Origin of the sequence: Acinetobacter sp. USHLN143 (assembly GCF_037145695.1) — a bacterium.
Lineage (GTDB): Bacteria > Pseudomonadota > Gammaproteobacteria > Pseudomonadales > Moraxellaceae > Acinetobacter > Acinetobacter fasciculus.
Window position 1 is genome coordinate 1 of record NZ_JBBCWZ010000078.1, and the last position, 11,745, is coordinate 11,745.

The 11,745-nt window shown below is 35.1% G+C and carries 20 protein-coding genes; 5 read left to right on the forward strand and 15 right to left on the reverse strand.

Annotated elements, in window-relative coordinates:
- Nucleotides 1–186: 186 nt before the first annotated feature.
- The 3 genes from WFH18_RS14765 to WFH18_RS14775 all read right to left on the reverse strand — a co-directional run bounded on the left by WFH18_RS14765 (nt 187) and on the right by WFH18_RS14775 (nt 1,372).
- Entirely contained in the window at nt 187–498 is a 312-nt protein-coding gene (locus WFH18_RS14765) for a hypothetical protein (RefSeq protein ID WP_336755123.1), read from the reverse strand.
- A 388-nt stretch (nt 499–886) separates the two neighbouring features.
- Nucleotides 887–1,072: a YqaE/Pmp3 family membrane protein gene (locus WFH18_RS14770; protein ID WP_284067932.1), complete on the reverse strand. Its 186-nt coding sequence runs from the start codon at nt 1,070–1,072 to the stop codon at nt 887–889.
- Between the two features lie 18 nt (nt 1,073–1,090).
- Nucleotides 1,091–1,372, reverse strand: a complete 282-nt coding sequence (locus tag WFH18_RS14775; protein WP_336755140.1) for a mobilization protein — start codon at nt 1,370–1,372, stop codon at nt 1,091–1,093.
- Nucleotides 1,373–1,581: 209 nt separating this feature from the next.
- On the opposite strand from WFH18_RS14775, the gene mobQ reads away from it, so the two are divergent.
- From mobQ to WFH18_RS14795, 4 genes are all read left to right on the forward strand, one after another.
- Nucleotides 1,582–3,018 (forward strand): MobQ family relaxase, encoded by a 1,437-nt coding sequence (gene mobQ, locus WFH18_RS14780; protein WP_336755124.1) that lies wholly within the window; start codon nt 1,582–1,584, stop codon nt 3,016–3,018.
- A 101-nt stretch (nt 3,019–3,119) separates the two neighbouring features.
- Nucleotides 3,120–3,389: a hypothetical protein gene (locus tag WFH18_RS14785; RefSeq protein ID WP_336755125.1), complete on the forward strand. Its 270-nt coding sequence runs from the start codon at nt 3,120–3,122 to the stop codon at nt 3,387–3,389.
- 156 nt (nt 3,390–3,545) lie between these two features.
- On the forward strand, nt 3,546–4,439 hold the full coding sequence (repM, locus tag WFH18_RS14790) for a replication initiation protein RepM (protein ID WP_336755127.1): 894 nt from the start codon (nt 3,546–3,548) through the stop codon (nt 4,437–4,439).
- A gap of 63 nt (nt 4,440–4,502) precedes the next feature.
- Nucleotides 4,503–5,066, forward strand: coding sequence for a plasmid replication DNA-binding protein (locus WFH18_RS14795; protein ID WP_336755129.1), 564 nt, complete (start codon nt 4,503–4,505; stop codon nt 5,064–5,066).
- A gap of 262 nt (nt 5,067–5,328) precedes the next feature.
- On the opposite strand, the gene WFH18_RS14800 is transcribed toward WFH18_RS14795, so the two are convergent.
- The 12 genes from WFH18_RS14800 to WFH18_RS14855 form a co-directional block, all read right to left on the reverse strand.
- Nucleotides 5,329–6,150, reverse strand: coding sequence for a hypothetical protein (locus WFH18_RS14800; protein ID WP_336755131.1), 822 nt, complete (start codon nt 6,148–6,150; stop codon nt 5,329–5,331).
- Nucleotides 6,151–6,201: 51 nt separating this feature from the next.
- Nucleotides 6,202–6,540, reverse strand: coding sequence for a hypothetical protein (locus WFH18_RS14805; RefSeq protein WP_336755133.1), 339 nt, complete (start codon nt 6,538–6,540; stop codon nt 6,202–6,204).
- Nucleotides 6,540–6,977 (reverse strand): hypothetical protein, encoded by a 438-nt coding sequence (locus tag WFH18_RS14810; RefSeq protein WP_336755135.1) that lies wholly within the window; start codon nt 6,975–6,977, stop codon nt 6,540–6,542. Before WFH18_RS14810 ends, WFH18_RS14805 begins: the two co-directional genes overlap by 1 nt.
- A 19-nt stretch (nt 6,978–6,996) precedes the next feature.
- Nucleotides 6,997–7,272: a DUF4258 domain-containing protein gene (locus WFH18_RS14815; protein WP_130118206.1), complete on the reverse strand. Its 276-nt coding sequence runs from the start codon at nt 7,270–7,272 to the stop codon at nt 6,997–6,999.
- 583 nt (nt 7,273–7,855) lie between these two features.
- Nucleotides 7,856–8,128: a NadS family protein gene (gene nadS / locus WFH18_RS14820; protein ID WP_005254448.1), complete on the reverse strand. Its 273-nt coding sequence runs from the start codon at nt 8,126–8,128 to the stop codon at nt 7,856–7,858.
- A complete protein-coding gene (locus tag WFH18_RS14825; RefSeq protein ID WP_005254446.1) occupies nt 8,121–8,441 on the reverse strand; it encodes a type II toxin-antitoxin system RelE/ParE family toxin in 321 nt (106 codons plus the stop codon). The genes nadS and WFH18_RS14825 overlap by 8 nt, the downstream gene beginning before the upstream one ends.
- A 114-nt stretch (nt 8,442–8,555) precedes the next feature.
- Complete coding sequence (locus WFH18_RS14830) at nt 8,556–8,753, reverse strand: hypothetical protein (protein ID WP_004641925.1); 198 nt, start codon at nt 8,751–8,753, stop codon at nt 8,556–8,558.
- A 69-nt stretch (nt 8,754–8,822) separates the two neighbouring features.
- Nucleotides 8,823–9,050 carry a hypothetical protein gene (locus tag WFH18_RS14835; RefSeq protein WP_004641927.1) on the reverse strand — a complete coding sequence of 76 codons (228 nt, stop codon included), beginning with the start codon at nt 9,048–9,050 and terminating at the stop codon, nt 8,823–8,825.
- Nucleotides 9,051–9,161: 111 nt separating this feature from the next.
- A complete protein-coding gene (locus WFH18_RS14840; RefSeq protein WP_004641928.1) occupies nt 9,162–9,377 on the reverse strand; it encodes a cold-shock protein in 216 nt (71 codons plus the stop codon).
- A gap of 621 nt (nt 9,378–9,998) precedes the next feature.
- A complete protein-coding gene (locus WFH18_RS14845) occupies nt 9,999–10,187 on the reverse strand; it encodes a YqaE/Pmp3 family membrane protein (protein WP_005254444.1) in 189 nt (62 codons plus the stop codon).
- 187 nt (nt 10,188–10,374) lie between these two features.
- The gene (locus WFH18_RS14850; RefSeq protein WP_005254442.1) at nt 10,375–10,566 is read right to left on the reverse strand and encodes a hypothetical protein; all 192 of its coding nucleotides are present in this window, start codon (nt 10,564–10,566) and stop codon (nt 10,375–10,377) included.
- A 368-nt stretch (nt 10,567–10,934) separates the two neighbouring features.
- Entirely contained in the window at nt 10,935–11,159 is a 225-nt protein-coding gene (locus tag WFH18_RS14855; protein WP_004676219.1) for a helix-turn-helix transcriptional regulator, read from the reverse strand.
- A 149-nt stretch (nt 11,160–11,308) separates the two neighbouring features.
- Here WFH18_RS14855 and WFH18_RS14860 point away from each other — a divergent pair, with 149 nt between their 5' ends.
- A complete protein-coding gene (locus WFH18_RS14860; RefSeq protein ID WP_004282220.1) occupies nt 11,309–11,554 on the forward strand; it encodes a hypothetical protein in 246 nt (81 codons plus the stop codon).
- The last annotated feature ends 191 nt before the right edge of the window (nt 11,555–11,745 follow it).

The following is an 11,745-nucleotide window of genomic DNA, read 5'->3' on the forward strand; positions in this document are numbered from 1 at the left end:
TATTGTCACGTATAAATCTAAGACTTTCTTTGAGCATACTAAAATTGATGTTCCACGGCATCTAAGACATTGATTTTAGGTTCAGGATTGGGGCCGCCATGACGTTACTTTAGGGTGTACTCCAACTTTACACAACTTAAAAAGCCTAGATCGACAAAAGTACTCAAGAAAGAAACCTTATTTTTATTATCTATTATTTTTAGCAATGAGAGTTCCTAACATGATGATAAAGGTAATTACTCCCCCTATAACCAAGCTCATTAGACACATTTCTAAATTTAAAATTTCCAGCCAATGATTATCTTCATTCCAGGGTACGTGAATGCCATATCCTGATAAAAAATTTAAAGCACACAAAATAAGAAAACTTATAAGAGTGGAAATTATTAAAGTAACTATAAGGTTTTTCCAAATTTTACAGCCTACTAATAGAGTAATAACTGCTAAGCCTACCAATGTAATTATTGATATTAGTAAAGTAATATTCCAATATTCCATTCTTATTTCTCATAAATAATTTTATTTAGGTATAAAAATCTTATAGTTAAATTTTATTCATTGAATTTAATATAGGGTTTTTCTCCTAATTAGGCAATATCATAACTTTTCAAATTTTTTAATATTGTTAATACGAAATTAAAAATTTAGTACCTGACAGGGAATCCATAAACGTCATAGAAAATACAGGTAAAAAAAACCACACCCGAAGGTGTGGAGAAGATTGAAGGACAGACATTTTTAAGGCTACAGGGGAAATCAAAGCTAATTTCCTATTTCTATTTTCTATTTAGCTTTATGGTTTTTATAGGTGTTAAATATTTCAACAGTAAAAACATGATGACTTCATGTATAGATTGGATTAGCGGTAATTTAAAACCTCCTATTTTCAACGGAACGCTCTTTTAATCTTTTGATCTGTCTTATATTGCGATAAGGCGTATACAGCCCAAATAGCAGCAGGGATCCAGCCTAAAACAGTAATCTGAAGTATCAAACAAATGATCCCGGCGAATGGTCGACCTATGGTAAAAAAAAGTAACCAGGGAAAAATTAAAGCTAATATCAATCTCATAATAAATATTCCACTACTCTAAGAACTTAAAGAATTTAAATTAAACAATGTGCGGTCTCTTTCATCCGTCAAATACCGATCCATTTGAGCAATCAATTTAGCTCTAGCCTGTTCATCTTCTTCGGTGATTTTCAGCATGCAGGATCCAATTAAAATCTTGCGTCTTGTATCATCCTTTCGAGCCTGTTCTTTCTCTTTGGCTTTTTCTCTTGCTAGTGCTGCCTGTCTTTGAGCTTTTAACTGTTTCAGCTTTTCTTCCTGGGCCTTAATCTTGCTGTCTAAATTTTCAGTCACGCTCATTAATCCAATACCATCATCCTGGGAAATCATCCCTAACATAAGCGCACTTGAATCTGCATTCAAGGTACTATATGTATAGTAATGTTTTCCTCGAAGAGCGCACTTATGCAAACTTTGTTTGCAAGTCCGATTGGGGAAACCCCAATACCCCGACAACCGTAGACACGGTTGTATTTCACTACGTGAAAATTTAAAAGCGAAAAATAGGCATGGCGATTTACCACTTTTCAGTCAAAACCGTAGCACGATCAGCAGGGCGTTCTGCCACTGCTGCAATCGCCTATCGGGCCGGTGAAAAGATTTATTGTGAACGTGAAGGCCGAGAACATGACTACAGCCGAAAAACTGGCGTAGAATATAAAGAAATTTATTTACCCGAAGGCGCACCAAAGCATTTAAAAAACCGGGAAAAACTCTGGAACGAAGTTGAACAACGAGAAACCCGAAAAAACTCGACAGTCGCCCGGGAATTTGAAATTGCTTTTCCAAGTGAGTTGAACCAGGAACAGCGCCTGGCCATGCTCGAAGAGCTATGCGCCAGTATCGTGGACAGACATCAGGTGGCGGTCGATGCCTGTATCCATGCACCGCATACTGGATCCGGTAGCGATGAACGCAATTATCACGCCCATATCTTGATGAGCACACGCAAACTCACGCCTGAAGGTTTTACAGAGAAAACCCGAGAACTGGATCAGAAACACAGTGGAGAAATTGAACACTGGCGCGAACACTTTGCCGATATCTGCAATATGCACCTGGATCTAGCCGGATACACCGCCCGAGTCGACCACCGCAGCTACAAAGACCAGGAGAATGGCCTGGAAGCGACCCTGCACGAAGGACCGAAAGTCACCGAACTACGCCGAAAAGGGATTGAAACCGAAATCAGCCGCAGCAATGATGAAATCAAACAGAGAAATCAGGCTCAGCTGCAATACGGCAAAAATATGGATCTGCTGATTGCTGAAAATGAGATAAAACTCAGCACACTGAAAACAGAACAGCAGATCCAAATCAAAAATAGCGCTAAAACACCACCAATTGACGAAAAAGCCCTGTTTGAGGAAAAACAGAGGGAAACCCTTGGCAAAGTGCTAAAACGCGAAATCAGCGCAAAAGACGCGAATCTAGACCTAGATTTTATGCAGCGTAATCTTAAACAAGCCGAAATAAACCTGACCAAGCACCACAAACATCAAAACGAGTTCAATCAGCAGCTTGCCCAGGAGATCGTGAAAAGCGGACTCAAGCAAAGTCATGACAAATTGCAAAGCCTGGTCGATCAACACAACGAATTAACCCAGCACAAACCCTTACTGTTTGGAAAAAAAGCTTGGGAAACCCAACGTGACGAGATTTACCAGGAACACAAAAAGCTGAAAGGTCAGCATGAACACCAGAAAAAACATGGTGTGAAGGATTTATTGGAAAATGAAAAGTTTAAAGAACATGCCTGGAAGCAGTACCAACAACAACATCCAGCCAAAGCCAAGCAATACCAGACTCTATACCCATCCTACCAAGTCATTAAAAAATGTGTGGATGAGATCAAAGCAGAACAACAGATGAAACTCAGACAAGAACAACAGCTCAAAGCACAGCAACATGTGCCAAAAATGAAATCTCGTGGCATGAGTCGTTAAACAGAGCGAGTGTCTACGAGCGAACTGAGAAAATTTGCCCTTCCCTTTCCCTGATTACAAGCTCCCTATCCATTAATCACCTACCCTACAGAGCATCCCGCATGGGTGCGAACTTTCCAAGTTTGATTCTTAAATCGAGCGTAGCGAGAAAAAAAGCTCATGAGCGAAGCGAATTCCGAGCTGCTTTTGATCTTGCTTTTGCTTTTTCTCAAATTCACGAAAATATGAACCAAAAATTGCCCCGACGAATCGAGCGAAAGCGAGATTCAATAGAGTTTGAGCGAAGCGAAAACCAAGGGCAATTTTTCAAATTCCCTTTTTTAATTATTTTTAAATCTTTTAAATCTTTTCAGCCCTCTGTATGCCTTTAGTAGCAATGGTTTCAGTATTTAAATATGACGGATTGACTACTAACTATGACGGATTGACTACTAACTATGACGGATTGACTACTTAACTATGACGGATTGACTACTAACTATGACAAGTATATATTTGTCATATATTAAAAATTAAATGGTTTTATTTTGGATAAGAATCAAGTTGTAAAATCAAATCAAGTTATAGAAGCTTCATATCAATTAAGTGCCGTAGAGCAACGTATTGTCTTGGCAGCCATTTCACGTATTCCAAAGAATCAACCCATCACAGATGATGAGTTATACCCAGTGAGTGTTAATGAATTACAGCTCCTAGGAGTACACGAGAAAACAGCCTATAGAGATTTAAAAGAAGGGATTAATAGACTTTATGAAAGGTCTATCAACCTCTCTGTAGACGATAAATCTATCAAAATGAGATGGGTACAAGAGGTTCAGTTTTTAGATAGTCAAAGTGTCATTGGTATTCGCTTTTCAAAACCAATTTTGCCTTTTATATCTAACCTAAGTAGAGAATTTACGAAATATGCTCTATCTGATATCGCGGGTATCAACAGTGGGTACGGTATCCGTATCTATGAGTTACTGGTGCAATACAGACAAATAGGTAAGCGTGAAATCTCTGTTGATAATCTACGAACCATGCTGGAACTAGGTAAAAAGTATCCGTTATTTGCTGATTTTAAAAAAAGGGTAATTGATACTGCTGTAGATCAAATAAATGAATACAGCCCTTTACGTGTGACGTATGAGCAGAAAAAAACAGGTCGTAAAGTTACTCACATTACTTTTTCTTTTAAAGAAAAAACAAAAAGTATTGGTCAGGAAAGTACAGACATACCGAAAGAGTTCTATAAGTTAACAGATGCTCAGATAAACATGTTTGGTAATCAACTATCACGTCTACATGAACTTTCTCATCTAGCACGTGAGGGCGAGAGCTATGAAATATTAGCTTCAAAAATCAAGGAAAAACTTAGAGATCCAAAACAACAGAAGCAGTTTTTACCTTACTTACGGAACTTAGGCTTCAAATCTTGAGTGTATTGAAGAATACACTTATTGTATTCTTCAATACGTATCTTAAATACACAGTAATACACTATGAAAACAAGTACAAAATACAGTGTTAGTGATGCTGCCACACTGTATAAAAAATCTAGAGCGACACTTTATAAAGATATAAAAAATGGGGTATTAAGCCGTGATCATGATGGCTTTATAGACTTTTCAGAATTATTGCGTGTATATGGTGAACCGTTTTCTGGAAAACAGTCAAAACGTATTGATACGTCTCTAATACAGAATCTGGATACACCCGAATACACTGATAAAACAGTAGTAGAGTTGAAAAATCAGATCGACTTTTTAAAGAAACAATTAGAAAAAGCAGAAGATAGAGAGGCTAAAGCTAATGCTCGTATCGATACGCTTCTTACACTAATTGAAATGAAGCCATCTAAAGCTATTAGTGAACCTAATAAAGAGAATATTGAAAGTAATATTTCGCCAAAACCAACTGATATGGCAACAAATATTCAGTTAAAGCAGGTTAAAGAGGACGGATTGACTACTCCAGAGAACAAACGTATCCCTGTTCCAGAACATGTTGAGCCAGAACCTAAAAAGAGAGGCTTCCTGAGCCGTTTTTTCCTTCCGTATGGTTAACCAGGACTCCAATTTTTTGATGAGCCAATTTCATTGCCAGCAATGAAATAATGACTCCTCAAAAAACCGGATGATGTTTATTAAAACTGAATAAAACCGTGGAACATTGATTAAAAATTAGGAGTGGAACATGAATAATCAATAAAAAGCCGCTCTGGTGCCCTAATATCCAGAACGGCTTACGTTAATATAATGATATTTAGAGAGAAATATCAAGCATTACGTATAACATGTATTATGTTAATTTTAGATAAACTTTAAATTAGTGAGCCTTAAAGCATTCTGAACACTTTTTAAAATTTAATGCTAACAAAACTTCCTCTTCTAAAGCTTCTTGATCAAAATTATTCACTTTCTTTGAGAAAAGCATAGTTGCAGCAATAAGCCTACTTTTTAAAGTAGCAAACTCCTCTGCTAAGTTTTTTTCCTCTAAAGGTCTATTTTTCTCAATGCGCTTTAATTTAGATGAATCCCAATAACGTAGGTCATAAATTTTTTTATGTAGCTCAGACTTCATTGGAAAATTTGAAATCTGTTCAAATAAATAATCTATTTGTGCCTTAATCTCATCTAAAGATAATTTTTCAATTTCATCAGAGAAGTTTACTGAACTAGAGTTATCTTTTTCTATCCGACCAAAATTAAGATCTGCTATCCCGAATTCAGCTTTAAGAAAAATAATGAAACTTTCATCAGCTATAGCTCCATCTTCAGTCATCTTAGATTTAACTAACTTTCTAAACCTATCTATTACAGCCTTACCTTTATTCCTCACTTCTTCTGGAAGATAAAAGTTTACCCATTTAGCATTCAACCTAGGACAATCTGCATTCAAATGAAACGCAGCCGTATTATGTTCATTCAACCAAGTACCTGTATCCTTAATTGCTTCGATAGGATGAAATTCAATTTTTACACCTAATACACTTTTTTTAAAAAAAGTAGCAGCCTTTTGAAGATCTTCTCTTTCTTCACGTGATAAACATGAATTAATATCAATATTTTTAAAAATATCCGATATAAGCTGCTCATCTATATCGACTCTTTTGGTGATTCGATTTAGATTAAAGTTAGTTATATACATAGAACTCTTGCTACATAATTATTAAAAAAACTGACCATTATTGACTTTTTATCAATTGACGTTTCTTTTAGAGAAAGCTATTGGGGCTAACTCTACTTCTAAAACTTGATTTTGTTCAAGAACTTGCAAACACCCTCCAGAAAGAAGCGTGCTATCTTTAAGATATAGTTCGTTGATTAATTCAATATTTCTAGAATCAGATAGTAACTCGTGAACCAATGCCTCAGTAATATCGTCAGTTAAAAGTGATGCAACAGGGGTCTTCATAATGACAGACATAATATCTATCATCCCAGCAATTTTACTAGGAACCCGGAGAGATACCGTTTCATAAATTGTTGTGTTACTTTCAGCCAAAGTATCTTTCAATTTTTCTCTTAATGTAGCCATTAAACTTTTCCTAATTTTCCATCTTTAACTGCTTGAGATAATTTTTCATGAATCTGATCTCGATCAGTAGGTTCTTCTGAACAGGTATCTTCATAATCACAACGTGATTTCAATTCATAAACTGCTGAGAAATGTCTATTTGCTAAATCCAATACCCACCCTTCTTTTGGTGGAATATTCGCTAGTTTATTAGCAGAGTTTGCAACATAATATCCAGCACGTGTATCTAAGCTAAATAAACTATTCAGTAGAATTGCTTCTACAAGCTGATTAAGTAATTGAGATCTTGAAATCCCATCTCGTGTAGCCAAAGCATCTAAAACCGCTAGATCCGTCTTATGCACACGAATGTTGTACTTCTTAATATTAGGCTTAGCTGGATCAACTAAATTTTCAGGCACCTTTGCAAATGCTTCAGTGTTTATCTTAAGTGGCATATCTTCTTCCTTTATCTATTTAAATAAAATTAAAGTCACTATTTGACTTTAATTTTCGATTAAATGAATCATTAAAGTAAGTAGTTATTAAAGTATCTTGATCATCAACTATAGTAATCCCACCACGTCTTTCTAAAACTTCTAATACCTTCATAATTCTATGAATATCTTTTCTTTTTAAGATAATTTTTTCGCCTTTATTACTTGGTTCCCCAAAAATATTGGCTAGCATTATCATTTCTTGATTAATATTGCGTTGTTTCATTCTTTGAACAGAGTGATTAGTTAATTTCATGAACCATCTCCTATTTAATATATAAATAAGAATATCACGACTAAAATTAAAGTCAAATAATTATTTTTTAAAAAGTCAAATATGTATTAATTTAGACTTTTTAGTCTTTCCTCTTCTTCAATTTAACATAATGGCGGTTATACGCAATACAATTGTATATTAATATAAATATCAATAACTTGAAAATTACACCCTGATCACAAAATACACAAAAATTGGCTTTTGTAATAAGTTGGTGAGTTTTTAAGCAAATCTGTAACATTTTGCCAGTAAATTCGGTTAAAAAACGATCAATTTGGCAATCAGTGCCCATTTCATACGGATCCAGGTTGCGAAACTATCCCCAATTGCTGTGGATAAAATTTAGGCTATTTTGTACGCTCTGGCGTACATAAATCTCGGCCCTTTGCGGCTACCTGGGACAGTGGAATTTTCCTATGATGAACTCATCGGGAACAGGAAGTTCCATACAAGAATAACAAGAGATAAGCACAAGGACTGTAAGGTACGACAGGAGTTATACCGAGCGAACCAATACGAAAAACCCCGGCAGGATGCCGGGGTTTTTTATTTTCTAAATTTTTTAAATTAGAGTCGGGTGAGCATCAAGAATACGAATTAAAGTCGCTGCAGGACCAGTCGGATAGCGACGGCCTTGTTCCCAATTTTGGAGCGTTCTCGCGCTGATCTGCAAACGTGCAGCGAATTCTGCCTGGGTTAAGCCTGTTTTCTCACGTACTTCTTTAATATCTGGTAATTCAAGCTCAGTCACTCGGCTTGCTTTCATCTCATTGCGTTTGATAGCACCAGCTTCTTTAATCGAAGCAACTAGGTCATCAAATAAGTTGTTATCCATGAAATTGCTCCTTCACTAATTGACGCAGGATCAAGGTTTCTTTGTCTGTCAGATTATCTTTCACAGACTTTGGATAAGCCACCAGGAAAAAGATCTGATCATCTTCTGTGACCCAATAGTAGATCACACGGATACCGCCACTTTTTCCTCTATTACCTTGAGCACAGCGTACTTTACGAATGCCACCGCCATTCTTGATTAAGTCACCTTTATCAGGCTGCACCAAGAGATCTTGCTGGAGCTGACGATACTCTTCATCACTTACAAGCTCTTTGATTTGCTTGGTAAAAATACTGGTTTCAATGAATAGCATAGATTAAAGTACGTCAATGGCGTATAAGGATTTTAGCAGTTTTTACATAAAAAAACGAGAGCTTTGAGCTCTCGTTTCGCACAATCAATATCGTATTAGTTTTAACAATAGTATTTATAAAATTTTAAAAATTTTTCCACTTAAAGTACTTTGGAAAAACATTTCGAAACTAGGTCGAATATCTTCTCCATCAACAGTGATATGTTTTATATTCGAGTGAGATTGCGTATCGGCAAACTGATGATCTACTGTTGCTTGAATAGCGTGTTTAACCCCAAACTGGTCTTTTACGCTGAGATTCTGTTTAATCATATATATTCCCTTAATAAAATTATAGTGGTAGAAATCTACCCAAATTTTTAATGCTTGTTGATGTTGGCTCTAAGCAACTTTATGACTTAATTTAAATAGCTGATTTAAAGAAGTATAAAATGTACGGCCATCTAAATTTAAATCGACCTCCATCCCAGATGAGAGAAGAACTCTTTTACCCACTTCAATTGTTTTTAACCCCTGACGTGTACTTTGCATTTTATTAAGAGGAGTTAATGAAACAATAATTTCAGTACCATTTTTAGCTTTTGCAATTAAATAATTTATTTTTAACAACTTGAATCCTGTTTTTCTGAAAATTTTCCAATTTTGGAAATAACTTTAAAATTTAATTTTAAATTATAAAAAAAGCACTCATGAGTGCTTTTTATTACTGCTTATTACTGCTTAGATAGCAATAATATTTACAGCATTCGGTCCTTTTTGACCTTGGGCTACGCTGAATTCAACCATTTGGCCTTCCATTAAGGTTTTGAAACCTGAACTTGCGATTTCGCTAAAATGAGCAAAAACGTCTGGACCTGATTCTTGTTGAATGAAACCAAAACCTTTAGTTTCGTTGAACCACTTTACAGTACCTTTAACAACATTTGAGTTTGACATAATATATCCTACTAATTTTTAATAATTTTAAGTCATTTTATTGACTGGGTATAACTTTGAAAATAATGAAGAAGCGACTTAAAATCTGAAAAAACGAAGGATTATGACTAAAACTGCGATACTTAAAGAAGATTTACCGGAACAAGACTTTTTTCTAGTTAAGTCAACTATACACTAAAAATAATAAAAATCAAGTTTTCTCATATACATATTCATTAAATTTATAAAAAACAAAATTAATCAAAAAAAATAAAATAAAATCATATTTTTATTATAAATGTAACAATATAACGTTAAGATGTTGGTCTAGTAAGATTGATAAGTAATGAATGCGATTATATAGTTCTGTAATAACAATATTGATGTTTTTAATTTTGGGAATGATGATTTTTTCCCATACGCAAATCATATATAAACCGCCAAATTTTACCGCTTTCAATATGGCCGAATAGTCATATTTAATAAGAAAAACCGCCTGTTAGGCGGTTTTTTAACTTTTGAAGAAATAATAATTGTCTTTGTTTAACATAAAATTTCTTATACCAAATAAGCAAAGCTCATTATTCAATGAGCTTTGACAGTAGCAATTTCAAGAATGCTTAGGAGAGAGTTAAATTAAACTTAGTGATATAAAGCTGCTTTCGCTTCTTGGTCTGCATGATCTTGCAATAAAGCATGCACAGCCCAGATCGCAGCTGGGAGCCAGCCTAAAAGGGTAACTTGAAGAAACAAACATATCATTGCTGCAAAAGGTCGACCTATTATAAAGAAAGGCAACCAAGGAAAGAGCAACGCTATCAGAAATTTCATATTAATTTCCTCTTAAGAAGTTTCAAAAGCCTTAACAACTAATAAGAGGCAGAAGTAAACAACCTATAGGCGTATCCGTCTATTCAAGATTTACTTATTTCTGTAATTGACCGTGCACTTTGACTTTATTCATAAATTATCGTTATTTGGCATCACTAAATGCAAACTAAAAATTATACAGTCAAAATCAGTCCTGAGCTTTTTGTTCAGTTTCATCATTGGCCGGAAAAATACTTGGATTCGTGAGCCTGATGTTTTCCTGGCACTGATCGCATACCAACACTCCTGCAAAAAGCTGTACATTTTTTCTTGATAGACAAAGAGTATAGGCCTTCGGAAACATAATTGTATTTGTCGTAGTGGCAATATGAGTGTTCATCGCAATTCCTAGAATAACTGAAAATAGCTTATTAGAAGTGCATGCTAGTAGCTATATCTGAATAGCCACCGATTTTATAGACATCTTTTATTGAACATCATAAACGGCTCCAATCTAAAGAACATTTAACATAAAAACTCTTATGCGAAATTCAGTTGTAACCCCCAAATAGAAATGTCCGGTTTATCGATCGCTCGACCTAAGATCTCAGAACATAAGAGTTTGATGATCACCCTGGTTCTCAAAACTCGATACTTTATTGAAAAGTTCTATCGAGGCTTATAAGTCCCTGAAACAAAAAAATGCCTGAACTTCAGGCATTTTTTACGTCATCACTAACAGCTTACAACAATCAACAAACGAGAGTTTTAGTCTTTTGAATACGACTTAATTTTTTCAAAAATAGGGTAAAAGTCTACACCCTCATCTTTCATGCTAGAAAGTAAGTAAACCAGAACAGCGATATGAGTAGGTACTTTTCCGATCTTTTTATAGTTAGTTATGGAGTTTGGGTTCATGTCCAATAAGGTTGCAAATTCCTTAATTGAAAGACCAGCTTTCCCCATAAGTCTTTGAAATTCTTCGTATGGCATCGTGATAAATACAATCTGTTTGAATTAGAAGTATAACACAGACCATAAAACTTAAAAAAACACATAAAAAATGTGACAAACACATTTTTTATGTGTTATAAATAGCTTATCAACTAACCTATTTATCCTTACTATCGGAGAAATGTAATATGTACTCATACCCGGATTCAAACACTGAAAAGAAAATTGCTCTCATGATCATCAATGACTTTTTCATTCAAAAAGCCCATGAACTGTGGATTTTTTTACAACTCGATCAGTGCTTTAACGATTATGAAGCCACACTGATTTGGACTCGACGTTATTTAGAGAAGCATCCTGAGTGTGAGTACAGCGATATTCAAAAAGCCTTTGTTTCTTGTTTCCCAGAACACTTCTTCAGCTTTGACTGTTAATTTATGAGAGGCACGGTAAAAAAATCGCAATGGGTAAGTAAATCCCAAATAGAAAAAGCCAGTTCATACAACTGGCTTTTTATTGTCACGTATAAATCTAAGACTTTCTTTGAGCATACTAAAATTGATGTTCCACGGCATCTAAGACATTGATTTTAGGTTCAGGATTGGGGCCGCCATGACGTTACTTT